17 protein-coding genes are annotated in these 19586 nt (G+C 46.4%); 2 read left to right on the top strand and 15 right to left on the bottom strand.

Annotated elements, in window-relative coordinates; all coding sequences use genetic code 11:
- Positions 1-88 precede the first annotated feature (88 nt).
- From BLS69_RS28175 to BLS69_RS28145, 7 genes are all read right to left on the bottom strand, one after another.
- The gene (locus BLS69_RS28175; RefSeq protein ID WP_091038512.1) at positions 89-1777 is read right to left on the bottom strand and encodes an ABC transporter substrate-binding protein; all 1689 of its coding nucleotides are present in this window, start codon (positions 1775-1777) and stop codon (positions 89-91) included.
- A 188-nt stretch (positions 1778-1965) separates the two neighbouring features.
- Entirely contained in the window at positions 1966-2868 is a 903-nt protein-coding gene (locus tag BLS69_RS28170) for a carbohydrate ABC transporter permease (protein WP_036606894.1), read from the bottom strand.
- A gap of 15 nt (positions 2869-2883) precedes the next feature.
- A complete protein-coding gene (locus BLS69_RS28165) occupies positions 2884-3867 on the bottom strand; it encodes an ABC transporter permease (protein WP_036606891.1) in 984 nt (327 codons plus the stop codon).
- Between the two features lie 278 nt (positions 3868-4145).
- A complete protein-coding gene (locus tag BLS69_RS28160) occupies positions 4146-7055 on the bottom strand; it encodes a glycoside hydrolase family 2 protein (RefSeq protein WP_176873106.1) in 2910 nt (969 codons plus the stop codon).
- A gap of 174 nt (positions 7056-7229) precedes the next feature.
- Complete coding sequence (locus BLS69_RS28155) at positions 7230-8828, bottom strand: response regulator transcription factor (RefSeq protein ID WP_165980417.1); 1599 nt, start codon at positions 8826-8828, stop codon at positions 7230-7232.
- Positions 8821-10611, bottom strand: a complete 1791-nt coding sequence (locus BLS69_RS28150) for a sensor histidine kinase (protein WP_091038507.1) — start codon at positions 10609-10611, stop codon at positions 8821-8823. Before BLS69_RS28150 ends, BLS69_RS28155 begins: the two co-directional genes overlap by 8 nt.
- Positions 10612-10829: 218 nt before the next feature.
- Positions 10830-12008: an MFS transporter gene (locus BLS69_RS28145; RefSeq protein WP_091038505.1), complete on the bottom strand. Its 1179-nt coding sequence runs from the start codon at positions 12006-12008 to the stop codon at positions 10830-10832.
- A gap of 142 nt (positions 12009-12150) precedes the next feature.
- Between BLS69_RS28145 and BLS69_RS28140 the strand changes: the two genes are divergently transcribed.
- Complete coding sequence (locus tag BLS69_RS28140) at positions 12151-12762, top strand: TetR/AcrR family transcriptional regulator (RefSeq protein WP_091038503.1); 612 nt, start codon at positions 12151-12153, stop codon at positions 12760-12762.
- 97 nt (positions 12763-12859) lie between these two features.
- Here BLS69_RS28140 and BLS69_RS28135 read toward each other — a convergent pair whose 3' ends face one another.
- From BLS69_RS28135 to BLS69_RS28115, 5 genes are all read right to left on the bottom strand, one after another.
- Positions 12860-13282 (bottom strand): OsmC family protein, encoded by a 423-nt coding sequence (locus BLS69_RS28135; RefSeq protein WP_036606882.1) that lies wholly within the window; start codon positions 13280-13282, stop codon positions 12860-12862.
- A 232-nt stretch (positions 13283-13514) separates the two neighbouring features.
- Positions 13515-14261, bottom strand: coding sequence for an amino acid ABC transporter ATP-binding protein (locus tag BLS69_RS28130; RefSeq protein WP_091038501.1), 747 nt, complete (start codon positions 14259-14261; stop codon positions 13515-13517).
- A gap of 16 nt (positions 14262-14277) precedes the next feature.
- Positions 14278-14922: an amino acid ABC transporter permease gene (locus tag BLS69_RS28125; protein WP_017692207.1), complete on the bottom strand. Its 645-nt coding sequence runs from the start codon at positions 14920-14922 to the stop codon at positions 14278-14280.
- A 32-nt stretch (positions 14923-14954) separates the two neighbouring features.
- Positions 14955-15806, bottom strand: coding sequence for a substrate-binding periplasmic protein (locus BLS69_RS28120; protein ID WP_091038500.1), 852 nt, complete (start codon positions 15804-15806; stop codon positions 14955-14957).
- A 114-nt stretch (positions 15807-15920) separates the two neighbouring features.
- Positions 15921-16553: a TetR/AcrR family transcriptional regulator gene (locus tag BLS69_RS28115; RefSeq protein ID WP_091038498.1), complete on the bottom strand. Its 633-nt coding sequence runs from the start codon at positions 16551-16553 to the stop codon at positions 15921-15923.
- 214 nt (positions 16554-16767) lie between these two features.
- On the opposite strand from BLS69_RS28115, the gene bacA reads away from it, so the two are divergent.
- Positions 16768-17577 (top strand): undecaprenyl-diphosphate phosphatase, encoded by an 810-nt coding sequence (gene bacA / locus BLS69_RS28110; RefSeq protein WP_017692204.1) that lies wholly within the window; start codon positions 16768-16770, stop codon positions 17575-17577.
- A 269-nt stretch (positions 17578-17846) separates the two neighbouring features.
- On the opposite strand, the gene BLS69_RS28105 is transcribed toward bacA, so the two are convergent.
- The 3 genes from BLS69_RS28105 to BLS69_RS28095 form a co-directional block, all read right to left on the bottom strand.
- Entirely contained in the window at positions 17847-18029 is a 183-nt protein-coding gene (locus BLS69_RS28105) for a hypothetical protein (RefSeq protein ID WP_091038496.1), read from the bottom strand.
- Positions 18030-18252: 223 nt separating this feature from the next.
- Positions 18253-18579 (bottom strand): thioredoxin family protein, encoded by a 327-nt coding sequence (locus BLS69_RS28100; protein WP_017692202.1) that lies wholly within the window; start codon positions 18577-18579, stop codon positions 18253-18255.
- A gap of 85 nt (positions 18580-18664) precedes the next feature.
- Positions 18665-19573, bottom strand: coding sequence for an aldo/keto reductase (locus BLS69_RS28095; RefSeq protein ID WP_091038494.1), 909 nt, complete (start codon positions 19571-19573; stop codon positions 18665-18667).
- Positions 19574-19586: the final 13 nt, after the last annotated feature.

Below are 19586 nucleotides of genomic sequence, written 5' to 3'. Positions count from 1 at the left end.
GAAAACGTTTTTTAGAAAACGTTTTAGATAAAAAAAGAACCCAGATGTTCTGGGTTCTTTTTCTTTTTAGCTCTGAATTGCGAATCGTTTATTTAGCCTCTTCACCGCTCCACAATTGAACACGGTTTTGAACGAGTTCTGTATATTGTTTCTCCATATCCTCTGCGCCTGCTTGGTTCACTTCTGTAATCATGCCGTCATAGATCGCATCGAACTGTTCAGGAGTACTCAGAATGGCTTCCGGTATACGCTTCCGAATGATATCCTGTGTTTTCTTGAAGATGACGTTGTAGTTGGAGTCACCTGGTGTTGGCAGATTGTATGCTGCTCCCCATGGTTTGATTGGGAACTCGTCTTCACTCGGGAACAGATCTTTCCACGTCGTAGCACCGTAAGCTTTGAGTGTTTCTTTCTCTGCATCGGAATATGCTGCCACGATCTGTTCAGGGAAATTCGTAGTGTAGTAGTTATCCGTTGAATCCTTCACACCGTCTCCATAGTGACCGGACAGATTGGTGTACAGTCCAATACCCGTTTCTTTCTGGAATACGGCTGCATTATTGGTTTTCTGATCCAGAATGTCGGCAGGAATGACACGTTTGCCGTCCTTCACTTCGTACTGTTTGCCCTCAATTCCCCAGTTCATCAGCACTTGCCCTTCTTCAGAAGCCAGGTAATCGAAGAATTTGATCGTACGAACCGGGTCGGGATTCGATGTTGTAATCCCTACACCCCAACCGGATACAAAACCAGGGTCTTGGTAGGCATGATCCTTGATATCCTCGGACAGGGTTACCGGGAAGTGTGAATACGTTGCTTCATCCTTGCCCGCAGATTTCAGTGCATTTTCTGCATCGGAATAACCCCAATCCTGGTCAATGACACCCAGAACACGTCCACTTGCAATTTTGGATTTGTATTGGTCTGTTTTCTGGATGAAGCTGTCCTGATCAAGCAGTCCCTCATTGTACATATGGTTCAACCAGCGGAAGTACTCTTTTTCCTCTGGACGTTTGTAATGCAGACTTGCTTCATACGTCTCTGGATCAATGTAGTATTCACCATCATCCGGAGCTCCTGTTGCCTGGAAGGCAGGGTTCGTTACGGTAATCATGATTCTCCAATCATCCGCGTCCAGTGTTAACGGGATCGTTGGCTGACCATCAATTGTTGGGTGTTTCTCTTTGTACGCCTTCAGTACATTCTCGTAATCCTCAAGTGTACGCACTTCCGGGTATCCGAGTTCTTTCAGTACACGATGCTGAATCCCAAATCCACCACCTGCATCAAAGTACTTCTGGTCTACCGCATAATACGTCGGCAGCACATAGATACCCTGATCTTCATTACTGTATTTCAACCGGTCCATGTAATTACCATACAGCTTCTTCAGATTGGGAGCATATTGGTCGATCAGATCTGTCAGATCGAGCATTGCTCCGGCATCCACCAGTTTGCTGAGTTCTCCTTTGGGGGAGACGATATCCGGATAGTCTCCGCTCGCCGCCATTAAGGATATCTTATCTTGACCACCACTAACGGCAAACTCACCGTTAAGGGTTATCCCTGTTTTTTCCGTAAGGACTTTACCTACTTCATCCTTCATGCCATTCCAGTTCGGACTGGGGTCAACGCTGAAGAAATCAAAAGTAAGTGGAGTTGTCTCTGCGCTTGTATCCTTGAACGACGTATCACCGCCGCTTCCTCCACCGCAACCTGCGAGTAAAGACATTGCAAGCACTGGTGCCAGTGCAATCTTCATTTTGGAACTTGCCATAATGGTAATCCTCCCTGTTTCATATGTCTGTCTTATCCGGGACTTTTTTGTCCCTGTCTATAGCTTCATGAATACCACACCGCAGCCCTATACGGTGAAGCGCAGACCAAATGGCTGCGCTTCGGGTATCCTGATGCTTCATTTGTAGATGTACGGCCCGCTCTATTTGGCAGCCTGTACCCACTTGTTTAACCTTTTACTGCGCCCAGTGTCATACCGCCAACAAAGTACTTCTGAAGGAATGGATATACAATGAGGATTGGAACCGTTACAACGATCGTAATCGCCATTTTGATCGATTCCGGTGAAATCTGTGTCATTTGCTGCGCCATATCATTGGCATTTCGTCCAGCACCTGAGCCTTGCTGTGTACTTTGCAGTACTTTCATCAGCTCATATTGGAGCGTGGTCAAATGTGCCTTTGAACCATTATACAGGTACGTATCGAACCACGCATTCCATTGACCTACAGCCAGGAACAATGCGATGGTAGCAAGCACTGGTTTACACAGTGGCAAGATGATTCTGTAATAGATTGTAAAGTCATTCGCTCCGTCCAGCTTCGCGGATTCCTGCAATGAGTATGGCAGGCCATCAATGAATGAACGGATGATGAAGACGTTAAATGCACTGATCATGCCAGGCAATACATATACCCAGAATGTACCGATCAGGTTCAAGTCACGCATCAGAATGTACACCGGAATCAGACCACCGGAGAAATACATCGTGAGTGCGAGCGTTGTGGAAACAAATTTTCTAAGTCCAAAATCAGGTCTGCTCAGTGTAAAGGCGATCATGGATGAACTGATCAATCCGAGCACGGTACCTACAAGTGTACGCAGAATGGAGATCTGCAAACCTTGTAACAATCCATCATATTGGAAAATCGTTTTGTAGTTCTGTAATGTGAATTCGCGAGGCCACAAGTAAATTCCGCCACGTACTGTATCTGTCGAGTTATTGAGTGAGATGGCTAGTACGTTAAGGAATGGATAAAGTGTTACAACCAGCACCATGGTCATCGCGAGGATGTTGAATATATCGAACAGTTTATCGCCCCGAGTAGCATTGAATGCTTTGTTCGCCATAATGTCGTCCCCTCCCTACATGATGCTTTCTTTAGTGAATTTTTTGAACAAGCCGTTCGCAGTAAACAGAAGGATGATACTGACAACGGAGTTGAATATACCTATGGCTGTACCATATGAGAATCGTCCCATATTCAAACCATAATTGAGCGCATATAGATCAAGTACTTCCGAGTAGTCTGTGACCAGACTGTTGCCAAGCAAGAACTGCTTCTCGAAACCGATACTGATAAGATGTCCAATTGACATGATGAAAAGTACGGAAATCGTGGTCCGTATGCCAGGCAGCGTAATATGCCACATCTGTCTCCAGCGGTTGGCTCCATCTACACGGGAAGCTTCATACAGCTCATTGTCGATACCTGTAATCGCCGCCAGATAGATGATGGCATTCCAACCGGTTTCCTTCCACATATCTGAAGCGGTTACAATGTACCAGAACAAATTCCCCTTGGCCATGAATTGGATCGGCTGATCGATAATGTTCAGTCCTACCAATAGATCATTGATAATCCCGCCATCGGTGGAGAGCATCTTGGTGATAATCCCTGCCACAACGACCCATGATACAAAGTGAGGCAGATATGATACCGTTTGCACGGCACGTTTGAAGAACATGCCTCTCATTTCATTCAGGAGAATAGCGAAGAATATCGGCACGATAAAACCGACAACCAGTCCCATCAGGCTCATTGCAAGCGTATTTCGAAGTACCAGATAGAAACGATCATCACTGAACAGCTCTACAAAGTGTTTAAAACCAACCCACTCTTGATCACCAAATGATCTGGCAGGTTTATAATTTTGGAAAGCCATCGTCCATCCCCATAGTGGCAGATAGTTAAATACGAAAACCCAAGCTACGAATGGCAATGACATGAGATAGAGATATTTCTGCTGTTTCATTCTGTCCCAAATTCCGTTCCGCCGATTCTTTAAAGGCGGTTTGGGGTCACTGCTTCTGTTCGCGGAAGCGGATTTTTTTGTTAGCGTTTCCATCTCCGTTCCCCCTCCTCTGTTTTATAAAATAATCATACTCGATAGAGCGTTTTCAAAATACCATCTGGATTTTAGAGAAAATCATATAAAAATTAGATATAGACATATATAATCAGACATTAATTCGTTAAAATCAGTGATAAATTCTACTTTTAAATGAAATAATAGTAATATTAAGGTAAAATATTATCTAAAGTGGTAAATATCGAAAACGTTTTATAGTAATCGTTTACTTCAACTACATGTCATACAAAAAGGACCCTTTCGGGTCCCTATGATTACAATGTAAATTGAATGGTTTGCAGTTTAACGATCCCGAGTAGTTGCGCTACGGATATGGAGGTTGCTGGACGGAATTGATCTCCATTCAGATAGGTAAGTATCTCCTTAAATAAGTAGGCGGCTTCCGGACGCTTCATTACAGCCAGATTGGCAAACGGAAGTGAGGATACCAAAATCTTGCCCTTCCCTACTTTTGCCTCAAAGGCATAAGCGAGTCGTTTGGCCCGATGGAAATGGTCCACCACTTCGATCAGCGGCTCAACCCCGGGCAACGTATCCAAACATATCGCTGGTGTACCGTTCACCAAGTGATACCAATGCCAGTCCGAAGCCCCATCATGCGGGAAGGAGCCTAGTAGTGCTAGCCGATCTCTCAGATACATGCCCATCGTTGCACCAGGCTGCGTAGCAAACATCAGGTAATTCCAGAATACAGGCAGATACTTGGTCTCCACTGAATCATATAACCCTTCTGCGGTTGGCTGTAGCCAAACACTTCCCCCGTTGACCACATAATCAACGACATTGGGTGTTAACGACTGAACGATAACCAAGTCAATCTCCCGATTTTTCAACAACTGAAATCCATCGATACGATCTACGCAATCATCATGCGCTTCACCCAGGAATGGCTTCAACTCTGCCACGGTATTCCAGAACCGATTCGAACTCGGATGAGACTGATAAAAAGGAAACGACCAGCCATGCCATACATTCGCTACAGTTCTTTCCAAATCGCCTGATATCAGCTCCGCTTCGATCCGAAAAGCTGCTGCCCCTTCATGAGGAGCGGTAGCGACGATACTTCCCAGTGACATGACAGACCCACATTGGATATTTCCGGTCTTCCATTCCCCTTCATTAAGTATCACATCATTGCTTATTAACCTCCACTGAATGACCGCGTCCTCAAGCGGCTCCTTACCGTAGTGAGAGATGCGTACATCAACATGAATGGGTTCTCCGGCGAAAAATGTACGCTCCTTGCAGCTTAACAACAGCACCACATCTGTGTTGAATCGCATGAATTCATCTGGTGTTGTAATGCCTTTATCATCCCAAAATACGTCCAGAATACCCGTCGTTGCATGTCCCTGCCCTGGAAAATCACGAATGTCCAGCAGCTGTACGCCCGCAGCGTCCGGTGTTCGTCGAATCCGCTCCATCGCTTCTTTTAAGGAACGTACCAGATGTGTACCACTGACCTGTTGAAAATGCTCCAGATCCGCCATCATCCCTTTGTTTGTCAACGATTCTTCAATCGGCCGTAACCAGCTAGGGCGTAATACGCCCGTATACTTGGCTCGCTCTTGAGGACGCACATACATCGTGTATTGTGCATGCTCGTGCCCAATGACGGGATGTTCCGCAAGCCGGGTGACTGCATGATAATCCAGCGTGGTATCCGGTACAGCAGAATATGCGGATTCCAACGGGGGATGCCAGTTCAACGACTGAATATAATAATCACCTTCCCGGCCTTGCGCCGGAAGCTGTCCAAAACCTGTATTGTCCGTATATAAGCGGGTCGGGTCTGTATCCCTTGCCCTCGATACCAATGCATTGAGTTCAGGATGACCCTTCGGACCAATAAGTTCATTCCCCATGGAGAACATGACGAATGAAGGATGTCTATGCAACGATTGGAGCAACCCATCCAGTTCTTGTGTCAGATAGGACAATACTTCAGCTGGCGCAGACTGATCCGATAGTTCAAAGAAACGAGACCAATGTGGAAGTTCTGCCTGTACCAACATGCCCGCTTCATCAGCCGCCTCCCAGAAAGGCTCCGGCGCGCTCCACCCATGCAGTCGGACATGATTGAAGCCATACGATCTAGCGATTCGAAATTGCTGAAGATAATGCTCCTTGTCCCAGACGGGATAACCCGTCAGTGGAAAGATACAGCAATCGACGTACCCGCGCAGATATACTGGTGTCCCATTCAATTCAAGCTGCTTCCCGTTTGTTGCAAAGGAGCGAACACCAAATGATTGCTCCAGCCGATCCAGTTCCTGTTCACCGTTACACAGACGAATCACTGCCTTGTATAATTCAGGGGATTCGTCCGACCATCTTGCGATAGAGTTGCCTGTCCCCAGTTCCAATCGCCACTGATCTATTAAAGCGTTGCTTTCAGTTACACCTGCTGAGCTTATATCCACATGCGCTTGAACACTCAGATTCACATTACAACTAGATCGATCAAGCCATGTGCCGTCTGGATGCTGGATATCCACATGTAATTGCATTGATCTGGCTGATTCATTTGAGGGAGCGCTTACAGTACAATCAATCAGAAGGGTTCCATTTTCAACATCTGGTTGAATCCGTAATGTCTGTAATCGGCATGGGGGCAGAATATCCAGATAAACACCACCTGTGATTCCCCCCCAGGCTGTGGCCGTATGCAATGAATGAATATGGCTACCAGCCAGCGGGAGTTTCATCGTATTATCCACGCAGATCTCCACACGATTCACTTCTCCCTGCTTCACCAGAGAGGTAACATCCCACTTCTGTTGATTCACCAGACTATCCTGCTGCCCGGCATACTGTCCATTGATCCAGAGATGCGTTGTCCATCGGACTCCTTCCAATCTGAATACATAGTGGCATCCGGGATCGTCTGATGGAACATGAACATCCTGAGCATACCAGGCTGAGCCTTCATACTCGCGAACCTTGGTCCAGGTATCGAGCCTTTCATATTCAGGCTCATCTCCGTATCCTTGCTCTTCCCATGAACCGGGAATCTGAATGATCTCCCATGATGTATTTTCACACTGTGAAGGCGGTGATATCTCTTGTTCAACGAGTTCATCGGACTCCCGATCCAAACGAAACTGCCATGTTCCATTTAAGTTCAATGTATGACGTACAGCACTTGTATCAGACAAATTCATATCGTACAACCATCCCTTCATCTGGATTCTTGTAAATCCAGTCTAAGATGTGAAACATTCCGTGACCATTGCTTATCATGGGAAGTGCATGGACAATATGATGAATCTGGAATTCCTCTGCAATACCGAAAACGTTTTACATAAGAGGCAAGGGCAAGGCCCAGCACTCCTTACTTATTCCTCGTTTGTATCCGTAGCCGTTCCTTTCGACGAAGATTGGGTTCTGGCCTGTTTGTAAGCGGAAGGGGATTCCCCTACATATTTCTTGAACTTACCGTGGAAGTAGTCCACATTTGCATACCCCACTCTAGCCGCGACCTGATGGACCTTTAGTCCTTCATCCAGCAATTCCTTGGCTTTTTCCATACGAACCTTGTCCAGAAATGCATTGAAATACTCTCCAGTATGATTCTTGAACAACTTACCCAAGTAACTGCTGTTATAGTTAAACACTTCAGCAAGTACCTCTAGCTTGAGATTTTCGCCAGGGTTACGCTGGATAAATTCAATCATCTGTTTCAATACAGTATCCTTGCTTCCCCCACCCATACGTTGAATAAGTCGATTAAAATGTTCCGCTGCTATAACTTTGAGATCAGACATCGTAAATTGATGATAGACTTCATTAATCAGAACCGAATGTTCCTGCATAATGGAGTGCATATGTTGATTCGTCGCTGCAAGCTTGTTGAACGCTAGAGAGAACACCTGTGAGAAGGCCGTTTTGATGGCTTGCTCTGTTCGGTGATATGGGACCAAGCGCTCTTCCATCTCACCCAGTACCCGCATGACTGACTCACTACTGCGGATATCTAACGCATAATACAGCTTGTCCGCGAGTTCGTCCTCAACTGGCTCATGTGTTCCGTCCACAGCTTCAACTCCTGGCTTAACAACGTCTTCGCCTTCGCTACCTTCAGTCCACAACATGATACGTTTCTCCGTGAACAAAAAGCGTTCACCGAGTATACGATTCGCCTGCGTGTATGACCGGGCAATTTCAGAAGTGGAATGTACGGGTTCACCTGCAGCACCATACATGTGAACCTCCCATTCTCCAAGAAGTCCTTCCAGCTCATCATACAGATTTCTTGCAGATGACTCGGATGTGATTGTTTCCTTACTTAACAGTCCCAGACCTGAATGGAACGAGAATACAATGCCTCGTTCTTTCTGGTCAAATGCTTCAATCAGTTTGCGTTTCATAACACTTCCCCGTTGCAGGTCGGGGGCCGCATGCATCTCAAACAGTACAATCTGATAGTGAGGCCAGTGCAGTCCCAGGCTATCTTCTTCCATGCTGCCCGCACCCTCGAGACTGTCAAAGAGCAAAGCTTCGATCTGATGCTCCCTAAAGACGGTATCCTCACCAGCTTGACGTGCCATTGTCTCCCGTTCACGGGTCAGGATCGTAGCAATCCGCTCTAACTCACCAATGATCTCTTCTTCATCCACCGGTTTGAGCAGATAACCATCCACACCAAAACTGATGGCTTTCTTGGCATAATCAAAATCCGCATAACCACTCAATATCAAAAAGTGCGAATCCGGATGATTCCGGCGCACTTCTTCAATCACATCCAGCCCGGTCATACCGGGCATGCGGATATCAATAATCGTCAGATCAGGCTCCAATTCCTCAAACCGGGAGATGGCCTCACGCCCGCTGGCAGCTGTAGCAATGACCTGGAATCCGTATTTTTCCCACTCGATAATGGTTGTCAGTCCCTCACGTATGCTCGGTTCGTCATCCACCAAAAACACTTTATACATGTTGGTCCCCTCCTGCTGGCAAAGTGAAAGAAACCTCGGTTCCTTCCCCATATACACTCTTAATCTGTAATCCATATGGCTCCCCGTACGTCAATGTTAAGCGTTGATGTACATTACGCATGCCGATCCGACTCTTCTCCTGTTCCTCCGGTCCACAGATAAACTGCATCACCTCAGCCAGTCGTTCTGGCGTTATGCCTGCACCATTGTCATCCACACGGATCTGCACAATGTTCTCTACTAAACGAATACTTATATGAACACGGACTGTACCCTCTTTGTTCTCCAGACCATGGACAATCGCATTCTCAACCAAAGGTTGAATAATCAAAGGCGGAATGTACATCTTCTCCACCTCGGGATCGATATGGATCTGGAATGCAAGGCGGTCGCCGTAACGAAATTTCTGAATTTCCAAATAGGAACGTACCATTTCAAGTTCAGCCCGGAAGGTTGTTTTTCCACTGCCAATCTCCAGACTCTTGCGCATCAGCTTGCCCAACAGCCTGACGATGTTGGCAATCTCTGCTTCTCCCTTAATATGCGCTTTCATCCGAATGGACTCCAGTGCATTAAACAAGAAATGTGGATTGATCTGGCTCGCCATCATTTTCAGTTTAATCTCTTTTTGGGCGATTTCCAATTGATTGTTCTGTTCGGTCGCTTCTACCACCTGCGTCATGAGTTCATTGATACTTTTCACCATATAGTTGAACTGTCGTGACAGTTGCCCAATCTCATCATTTCCATCAATCCGCGAAGTCACGTTCAGGTCTCCTAATGCAAGCTTGTTGAGGTGTTTACTCAGCCGGAGCAATCGGTTCGAAGTGAGGAACGAGATGATATATACGAATAATAGGGCGATAACCAGCACAAGGATAATAAAAATCATGCCGATCATGCTGACGGTGTTGGCGTCTTTGACGATATTTTTGGTGGCAAAAACCGAAATCACCTTCAGGCTATTCATGCTCGATCCAGGGCCCAGCTCATCAATAACAATATTAGATGGTTCCCCCCGGAAATCACCCTCTATGGTGCCTTTTGCCTGATTCTGCAGATCAACGCCAAAATCAAGCTCATCCAGCGTTTTACCCACAAGCTCGGTATTCTTGGCTGCAACCACATACCCCTGCTCGTCCGTAATCATCGTCTCGAACTGTTCCTGACGTAACAATCCATTCAGCTCATCCTGATTGATCACAATCATCAATACGCCCTCTGTCCGATACTCGGCAAAAGGTACTTTGCGCACCAGGCTGAGCTTGTGTACAGGATTATCTTCCTTGTCCGGAATGTAGAACCACCCGATGCTGGTTGTTTTCAGTGCCTGTTGGTACCAGTAGCTCTCTTCCGTCTGCTTGTCTACCGGGATGAATTCGAGGTTGTTGATCAATGTTGGGTTAGTTGAGTAAAAACGAATGCCCGCTATCTCACGGTACAAACGCCTGTACTCCTGAAAGTCTTTGTATGCAAGATACGCTGAGGTTAACTCCACAACGCTCTTGTACCGCTTATTCACGATCTCCTTGAGATCAGCATTAAACATTAAAAGATTGGATATATCGGTTGGTACACGCAGCATGGTTGCCGTCTGGCTCTTGATCTTGTCCACATTGATGATCGTCTGTCCTATTGCATTGTCCAGAGCTTGCTGGCGAAAATAACTGGTCACAGCAAGACCAACAATCAGGACCGGAATCATGACAACCAGTACATAGGAAATGAGCAATTTATGCTTTAATTTGAGATTATTAGTGGTTCGTATCAGCCTTTTAAACATGTCTGCACCTTCCGTCATCTGTATAAGCGCTTACATATAAACAGCAGGATCAGGATGTACTGTCCTCAGAATTAATCATACCACATAACCGCCAGAATTCGGATTGTCATTGCAATGGGTAATATATTGCCAGACTACAAGCCAGCCTATCTCTAGTAGAAGAGGCCGCCATTAACATGGCGACCGGGCTTACCGAATTATTTTCTACTGACAGAAGTTTAGTGACTCCTAGATGGGCGAAATCCATATCCTTTGGCACGCCATGCAACAATCAATGCCACCAATGTTAAAGCCAAGATGGCCCAGTTAAATGACGAAGCTCCCCATTGATTCAGAAGAACACCTCCCGCCATTCCCCCAAGGGCAATAGCCAGATTCCAAACGGTTGTATTAATCGGCATGACGAGATCCACACCTTGTTCCCCAGTAGCTTGAGCAAGTGCAGTCTGTAACAGGGTAGCCGCACCGCCAAATGTCAGACCCCACAGCGCAACAGAACCAAAGACGACAACAATGTGCTCACTCCAAAGACCTAATACCAGGGAAATCAAGGCAAAGCCCGCAAGGCTCATGAGAACCAGCATACGCAACCACCGATCAATGAAAATACCTGTAATCCAGATGCCCACCAATGCCATCAGGCCAAATACAAGTAAAATGAGTCCAACCTTGGATTCCAAACCAACATCGGCGAGAAAAGGAGCAATATACGTGTATAAAATATTATGAGCCAACATCCAGGCCAAAACGACAGTTAAAATGGGTATTACACCGGGGGTGAACAGTACTTGCTTGACAGAGATACGCTTATCCGCTGACTGCCCCGGATAGTCGGGTACTTTCCAGAGCACCCAGAAAATCAGTACAAACGCCAGCAACGACATCAGCCAGAACACTGAGCGCCAGCCCATAAATGAACCAAGCAGCGTACCTGCCGGAACACCAAATGATAAGGCAATCGGCGTTCCAATCATAGCCACAGCCATGCCTCTTCCCTTGAGATGATCAGGTACCATGCGTAATGCATAACCACCAATTAGGCCCCAGGAGACACCTGCTGCAACACCGGCCAAGAAACGAGCGAATAGTGTCAGTACATAGTTTGATGAGAGGGCAGTAATGGTGTTGAAGACAAGAAAACCGATAATAGACAGAAGTAAAAGCGGACGCCGCCGCCACCCCTTTGTCAACACCGCCACAGGTATGGCAGCAACCAGCGACCCAACAGCATAAAAGGTGACAAGCTGCCCCGCCCCTGCCTCAGAGATCTGCAGCCCTTCTTTTATTTGCGGCAGCAACCCCGCAGGAAGTGTTTCGGTCATAATGGCTATGAAACCCGCCATAGCCAGGGCCAGCAACCCCAACCACGGAAAACGATGAGAAGATATATCCGACATCTGTGCAGCTCCTTTTAAGATAGTGTAAAACAAGAATCGAATTATGGATCGATCATTCCTTATATTATTCAGACCGTATCACCTTGTCAATGACTTTTGGATCGATTAGTATATAATTAAGAAAAAAGAGGGGGGAACTCTTATGGCAAGAACGGGACGTCCGCGAATTTTCGATCGGGATGAAGCCCTATTACAAGCGATGATGCTCTTTTGGGAGCAAGGTTTCGAGGCCACTTCATTACTTCAGCTTCGAGCAGCCATGGGGGATATTTCAGCAGCCAGCTTTTATGCAGCCTTTGAATCCAAAGAAGCGCTGTATAAAGAAGCAGTAGAACGCTATATGGATACGTTTGGACGTGTGACGGAAAGTTTCTCGGATCTCACGCTGTCACCCAGAGAAGCAATCGAAACAACTTTAAGAAGTACCGCAAAAATGCAAACAGACAGCACACATCCATCTGGTTGTTTAATTGTGCTGTCAGCCAGCACATGTTCTTCCAAAAACAATCATATCCGTGACATTGCCGCTGAGAAAAGAAAGCTGACTCGCAACCGCCTGCAGGATTGCATCCAGCGCGCTGTGGATGTCGGTGAAATCCCCGCTTCCACGAATGTACACATGCTGACCACCGTATTTGATACCTTTATGCAAGGCATATCTACACAAGCCCGCGACGGTGTTCCTCATGCAACGATCGATCAGGCTATCACGGAATTCATGGGCATCTGGAACCTTGTTCAACATCCAGCCTGACTTAAACCTACGAACTTTTGATAGGTTAGAAAAGCCAAAAAAAAGGCACTCCCACGATTGGAAGTGCCTTCTCAGAATAGAATCTGTATGTGTGCTATTAAGGACGAGGTGTACTTACCCCATTGAGGATCAGTTTAGGATGAATATCGGCACTCAGCGAAGCGGAGACTGCACAATATTTTTCCTCAGCCATCTGGATGGCTTTCCAGATGCGATAATCCGGAATATCCCCATCGACTTTGAAGATCAAATCAATGGATGTGAAACCTTTAGGCATCTCTTCACTGCGTGTGCCTTGCGCTTCAATCTCAATCGACTCAATTTTGTCCAGGAAAGCGTCCAGAATCATTGTGATATCGATTCCCATACAGCCGCCGAGACCAGCCAGTAACAATTCCATCGGGGTCGCACCCTTGCTGTCACCACCATAAGCAGCAGTGGCATCCATGCCAACAGCGTAGCCAGAGGGTCCTTCGGAAGTAAACGCGCGTTTGCCTTTCCATACGGTTGTTACATTCATGATGTTATCCTTCTTTCTTACAATAGTTTACGATTTGCAGAACTCCGTTCCGGGTAAGGCTCGTTCTTCCGATCGCTGTTGTCTCCAAATATTTTTGATTTATATTCACAAAGGACAATATTCGGAGACAAAGGCGAGCGCTACGCTTCTTCAGAATCGATTCCGTCCCCTTCACTCAGCAGCTTATCGCTATAATCGATCGTATCAATCAGTATAAATTGTAGTAATGTAATTAGAATTCAGTAATTTGTTGCAAGAAACGGCGGGTGCGCTCTTGCGTTGGATGTTCAAAGAACGCCTGTGGACTTGCTTCTTCCACAATCGATCCATCTGCCATAAAGACGATTTTGTTCGCCACATTACGGGCAAACTTCAATTCATGCGTCACGACCAGCATCGTCATGCCTTCCTCTGCCAGCTCCTTCATGACGGAAAGCACCTCTCCGACCAACTCAGGATCAAGAGCTGAAGTGGGCTCATCAAACAGCATCACCTCCGGCTCCATTGCAAGTGCACGTGCAATGGCGACCCGCTGCTGTTGTCCACCGGATAATCGGGATGGATACGCATCCTGCTTGTCCGACAAGCCCACCCGATCTAACAGAATCCGGCCGCGTTCAGCCGCTTCGTCACGCTTGACTTTTTTCACCGTAACGAGACCTTCCATCACATTGCCCAGCACTGTCTTGTGCGGATACAGATTGAACTGCTGGAATACCATGCCGGTCTGGCGACGAATCTCCAGTACCCGGGCACGCTGGACTCGCAACGGATCTGCGCTGTTAACCACAACACCGTTCACTTCAATCTGTCCTCCAGACAACTCTTCCAGTCCATTCAGGCAGCGCAGTAAGGTACTCTTGCCGGAGCCACTCGGTCCGAGCAATACAACAATATCTTTGGCATCGACATGAAGATCGATGTTCGTAAGTACTTCATTTTTCTGAAAACGTTTGGTAAGTCCAGTTGTTGTAATCATCGGTTCTCTCCTCCTATCAGTAAGCCCGGGCCAACCGGCGCTCCACTTGTTCCAGAATGGCCGAGAAGCCGATACTCATAATCCAGTAGATCACACCGATGGCCAGATAAAATGGCATGTTCAATGCATATTGTGATACCAGCAGCTGTGCTGAACGCAACAACTCGGTAACACCGATGGCCGCCACAAGTGATGTTTCCTTCAACATGCCAATAAAGGTGTTACCCATCGGCGGGATGGCAATACGCACAGCCTGCGGGAAGATAATCCGTCTCATTGCTTGAGCCGGGGTCATTCCCGTTGCATATGCAGCTTCTGTCTGTCCTTTTGGTACAGCCTGAATAGCTCCACGGAAGGTCTCTGAGAGAAATGCACCTGCGTTCAGACTCAGTCCCAAACAGGCAGCCGTGAGTGATCCCAAGGTCACTCCATAATCGACCAATCCGTAATAAATAACGAATAATTGCACCAGCAGCGGGGTTCCCCGCATGATGGATACATAAAACCTTGCGATCAACCTAAGCCACATCGGTCCCTTCAGACGAGCAATCGCAACAAGCACCCCGATGATGAACGCAAAAAACATAGAGATCACAGTTACATACAGCGTATAGTAAGCCCCCTTCAGAAAGAAGGGGATATTCTCAAATACCAGTTCCATGGGTCAAATCTTCCCTTCGCCTTGCAGGTTCATTATTGCGCAGGCTCTTCACCAAACCATTTTTTGAAAATGGTATTGTACGTGCCATCATCTTTCATGCCTTTGAGAGCATCATTCAGTGCTGCTACGAGTTCCGGATTGTCTTTGCGAACAGCAATACCTGCCTGGTCACTCTTAATAGCTTCACCTACAGCTTTGATATTCAATCCGTTGGCATCCACAATCGGTTTCAGAGCGTACATATTGTTAATTGTTGCGTCAATCCGCCCAGCATTCAGGTCTTTGAGTGAAGAGATGACATCGTCATAAGTTTTGATCGTGAAGTCTCCCACTTTTGGCAACACTTCATTACGCAGATATGATTCATCATTTGTACCCAGACCTACGCCAATCGTTTTTCCTTTGAAGTCTTCCAGCTTGGTAATATCGTTATTGTCTTCTTTTACAATAATTTTAACTTGGTTCGTAATATACGGATCACTGAAATCCAGTACTTTCTTACGATCATCGGTAATTGTCATTTGGCTGATAATGGCATCAAGCTTCTTCGCTTGCAGACTTGGTGTCAGACCGGAGAACTCTTGGGATACAAACTCAACCTCTACACCCAGACGCTTCGCAACTTCACGTGCGATATCGGCATCGTAGCCGTCCATTTCTTTCTTATCGTTCAGGAAGTTGTACGGTGCGTATGTGCCCATCATGCCCACTTTAATAACGCCAGCAGACTTGATCTGCTCCAGTTCATTGCTTGCCTGTGCACCATTTGTGCTTCCACCATCTGTTGCCTTACTTCCACAAGCACTAAGTACCAGCACGGTCATCAGCAGAATTGCTGTCAAAGACCAGCCTTTACGAGTTTTCGATCCATATGTTTTGTTCATTACGTTAACTTCCTCTCAGTCGTGTATTAATCTGGGTGTACATTTGGTTACTTTATTGTGACTAAACCGCAGTTGTACCCATTATTCCCTGCTATTTGTTTAATCATGTGAATCTTATGTGCCTAGCAGTCCGTAAAACTCAAAGCTTGCTGCCTCAGCTGCCAGCGATGAAGCTGTCATGGCTGAGAACTTGCTGTGCAACTCATCGGAACCGAACAACCAGCGTGATATCATGCCTTCAATCATGCTTACCAGTAGTGCTGCTCGAAGCGGTACATCCATGCCCTTAGGCAACATGCCGAGTTCGATGGCACGTTCCATATTGTGACGAAACGCCGTTTCGACAGCATTACGTGTCTCCTCGACCAGGCGTTGTACGGATTCTTCCGTCACGATACCTTTGAGCAACAGTTCCATAAAATAACGGTTCTTTGCAGCAAAAGAAAACATGTCGGTGAACAGCCTTTCCGATGCTTTCACCATATCCTCTACCGATCCGGCATCCTTGCGGTACCCTTGTCCAATCGCCTCAAGCAACTCCTCCTTGCCCGTTAAGACAATCTCCGAAGCAATGGCTTCTTTACTCTTGAAGTGCCAGTAGAACGTCCCTTGCGCCACACCAGCCTCGCGGACGATATCGGAAATTTTCGTCTGATGGTAGCCTTGGGTTGCAAAACGCTCCATCGCTATGCGTATTATTTGGTCCCGGCGTTCTTCACCGGGTTCCAAACCGTTGATTTTGGTCATTCACGTAACCCTCCCGATTGATCAGTCAGTCAGTTAAGTTATATCCTATGGGATAACTAGGTTTTTGTCAATATAGTTTTAAACAAATGGTTACAAGCATAAGTTGAAGTTGAGTGCATTTGTGATCATAATAGGTGATAGCCTTGTTCAAATGAACAGGCATGGTCAAGCAGGACAGCCTGTGCTGTCACCTGCATTTCAAGGAGGAAGAGAATTGGACATTATATCATCCATTATTATGGGCATCATCGAGGGTTTGACTGAGTTTTTGCCCGTGTCCTCTACTGGACACATGATTCTGACTGCCCACTTGCTGGGTTTATCGGAGGACAACGAGTCAGTCAAAACGTTTGAGGTGGTTGTTCAACTCGGAGCTGTACTTGCTGTTGTTGTACTGTACTGGAACAAATTCATTGATATGTTCCGCTTCACCGGAGGGAGCAGACCTTACTCCCGCCGCCTCAATCTGGGACATATCTTCCTGGCGATGGTTCCTGCCGTAGTCATCGGACTTGTATTCCGCGACTGGATCAAAGCACATTTGTTTGGTCCGGAAACAGTGCTGTACAGCCTCGTTATAGGTGGTATATTAATGATCGTGGCCGAACGCTGGAGCCGTAAGAGTGGGCGGATTACTACCCATGATGTCGATGATATTTCCTACAAACAGGCATTCGCGGTGGGTATATTTCAGATCTTGGCATTGTGGCCAGGCTTCTCTCGTTCCGGGTCAACGATCTCAGGCGGTCTCTTTGCAGGGGTAAGCCGTGTAGCCGCTGCGGAGTTCACATTCCTTGTGTCTGTGCCAATTATGATTGGTGCTACGGGATATGACCTGTACAAAAGTATCGATCACCTGAACGGCAGTGATTTCCCAATCTTTGCGATTGGATTCATCGCTGCTTTCATCGTCGCCATGCTTGCGATCAAGACGTTCCTGTCCATTTTGAAAAAATTGAGCCTGACCGTCTTTGCTGTGTATCGCTTTGTCTTGGCAGCCGTGTTCTTTATTATTTTGATGTAAGCATTACAATTCAAGTAATTAGACAGGCAAAATCAATGGCGGCCTCACATTCCCTTGGGAAGCGAGGCCGCCATATTTTATATTCTGGGCTATGTTTCTGTTGCTTCACGATTCTGTTGCTGCTTCAGAGACAGGAATATCTGTAATTAGAAGAAGTCTAACTCTTCATTACTTCCTTCTTTGCTGAGTTGGATCATCAGTGATACCGAATAGGTTTACTATGTATCATGGACATTCATATTTATGTTCACTTCTGAAAAGCAGTCTGGCTAGTACCACTCTTTTACTTGAATGTTCCGGAGTTTCTTTCGACTCTTCAATCTCTCACGCAGATTATATCTATTCTCCTTTTGTTCCTGCAGCAGTTGTTTCACTCCAATCATCAACAATCGATATCTCCGGTCATCATTGTGACTTAATTGGTGCATTTCTTCAAAAATTTCATTCTTCATACGGATCTTGTTCACTCCAAATATTCAGTTTGTTCTCACAGTATACATGGGAGCACTGAACAAATTCTAAACAAGCGTTGTTTCTCAACTTCAGTTTTTCGAATGCACATTTGAATGCACATCATGCGTGCTGGAATGAAACAGAAAAACCCCTTCCTGTCACAGGACAAGAAGGGGTCTTCTTAGCTAAGTTAATTAACCAAACTGCTGAGCCTTCGTACGCTTAAACTTTGGATTCAAGCGTCTCCAGATACTCGGAGATTTGAGCAGGTGTTTTAGCCCATTTGCTATGCAGATGTGCAATTTTCTTGCCGTTCTGGAAGACGAGCAGGCTTGGAATGCCGCGTACACCATTCTCTTCGGCAAACGGCTGGAACTTCTCTGCATCCAGGGCATAGAAGGTTTTATCCGTATGTTGATCGATAACATCCCCGATAAAACGATCCAGGTTTTTGCAATCCGGACACCAGGTTGTATCAAATTTAATGACGGTAAAACCATCAGAGTTAATTGTATCCAAATACTGTTGTTCACTTTGAATTCTTTCCATATGTCTTCTCTCCCTTATATGTTCCTTTTTTGGCTGATCTTCATTGTACCTCGTATAGTTACAATTGAAAATAGGCTTAATAGAGTTAACGATGCTGCTTGTACAGATTAGCGGGACAGAGCTCTCGTATTTCCTGAATTTCCGCAGCGGTGAGTTCAGGCGAATTCGAAGCAGCAATATTGTGCAGTAACTGTTCTCTTGAACTGGCACCAGGGACAACAGCTGCTACGGCAGGATGGGATAACGCGTAGCGAATAGCCGTCTGAGCCATACTGCGTTGGTCTGTAACAAGACGACTTAGCCCTTGCCGAATGGTATATAGTTGCTCTGGCGTATAGTCCAGATAACCTTTGTCTGCCTTGGCAGATCCGGAATCGGTAAGCACACCGCTAGCTACGGGCCCACGGGCAATTACGCTGATCCCCTTTTGTTCCAATAAAGGCAGCACTTTTTCTTCCGCTCTGCGGTCAGCAATGCTGTATTGGTTCATCACACTGACGATGGATGCCCTCTTTACATACTCCCGAATCACATTGGGACGAATGGAGGAAATTCCGTAATATCGGATAAGTCCTTCCTTCTTCAGTTCCTCAAACGCTTCGATCGTCTCTTCGATGGGGTCGTCCAAGGTCCCGCCATGCAGCTGATACAGATCGATGTAATCAGTCTGCAACCGCTTCAGACTTTCATGTACAGCCTGCTTAATGTAGGCTTTGGACGGGTCCCATGACCAGCCCTCATTGCCGGGGATACGACGATTACCTACTTTGGTTGCCACAATGACTTGGTCCCGACGCCCTTTAATAGCTTGTCCTACAATCTCTTCATTACGCCCTGCGTCGTACAGATCGGCTGTATCCAGCAGATTGACCCCATGATCCAGAGCCTCATGAACCAGGCCCACAGCGTGCTCCATTTCAGTTCCAAGTGACATACATCCCAGCCCAATCTCAGACACCATCAGTTCGGATGTACCCAGACGATTTTTCTTCATATGTGCATCTCCC

It is taken from the genome of Paenibacillus sp. CF095, from assembly GCF_900101225.1.
Taxonomy (GTDB): Bacteria; Bacillota; Bacilli; order Paenibacillales; family Paenibacillaceae; genus Paenibacillus.
Note: the sequence above shows the minus strand (reverse complement) of the source record. Positions and strands in the feature narration are given on the sequence as shown.

Coding starts and splice junctions, on each gene's coding strand:
- BLS69_RS28175 (WP_091038512.1), bottom strand. CDS start 1,777: ATGGCAAGTTCCAAAATGAAGATTGCACTGGCACCAGTGCTTGCAATG.
- BLS69_RS28170 (WP_036606894.1), bottom strand. CDS start 2,868: ATGGCGAACAAAGCATTCAATGCTACTCGGGGCGATAAACTGTTCGAT.
- BLS69_RS28165 (WP_036606891.1), bottom strand. CDS start 3,867: ATGGAAACGCTAACAAAAAAATCCGCTTCCGCGAACAGAAGCAGTGAC.
- BLS69_RS28160 (WP_176873106.1), bottom strand. CDS start 7,055: ATGAATTTGTCTGATACAAGTGCTGTACGTCATACATTGAACTTAAAT.
- BLS69_RS28155 (WP_165980417.1), bottom strand. CDS start 8,828: ATGTATAAAGTGTTTTTGGTGGATGACGAACCGAGCATACGTGAGGGA.
- BLS69_RS28150 (WP_091038507.1), bottom strand. CDS start 10,611: ATGTTTAAAAGGCTGATACGAACCACTAATAATCTCAAATTAAAGCAT.
- BLS69_RS28145 (WP_091038505.1), bottom strand. CDS start 12,008: ATGTCGGATATATCTTCTCATCGTTTTCCGTGGTTGGGGTTGCTGGCC.
- BLS69_RS28140 (WP_091038503.1), top strand. CDS start 12,151: ATGGCAAGAACGGGACGTCCGCGAATTTTCGATCGGGATGAAGCCCTA.
- BLS69_RS28135 (WP_036606882.1), bottom strand. CDS start 13,282: ATGAATGTAACAACCGTATGGAAAGGCAAACGCGCGTTTACTTCCGAA.
- BLS69_RS28130 (WP_091038501.1), bottom strand. CDS start 14,261: ATGATTACAACAACTGGACTTACCAAACGTTTTCAGAAAAATGAAGTA.
- BLS69_RS28125 (WP_017692207.1), bottom strand. CDS start 14,922: ATGGAACTGGTATTTGAGAATATCCCCTTCTTTCTGAAGGGGGCTTAC.
- BLS69_RS28120 (WP_091038500.1), bottom strand. CDS start 15,806: ATGAACAAAACATATGGATCGAAAACTCGTAAAGGCTGGTCTTTGACA.
- BLS69_RS28115 (WP_091038498.1), bottom strand. CDS start 16,553: ATGACCAAAATCAACGGTTTGGAACCCGGTGAAGAACGCCGGGACCAA.
- BLS69_RS28105 (WP_091038496.1), bottom strand. CDS start 18,029: ATGAAGAATGAAATTTTTGAAGAAATGCACCAATTAAGTCACAATGAT.
- BLS69_RS28100 (WP_017692202.1), bottom strand. CDS start 18,579: ATGGAAAGAATTCAAAGTGAACAACAGTATTTGGATACAATTAACTCT.
- BLS69_RS28095 (WP_091038494.1), bottom strand. CDS start 19,573: ATGAAGAAAAATCGTCTGGGTACATCCGAACTGATGGTGTCTGAGATT.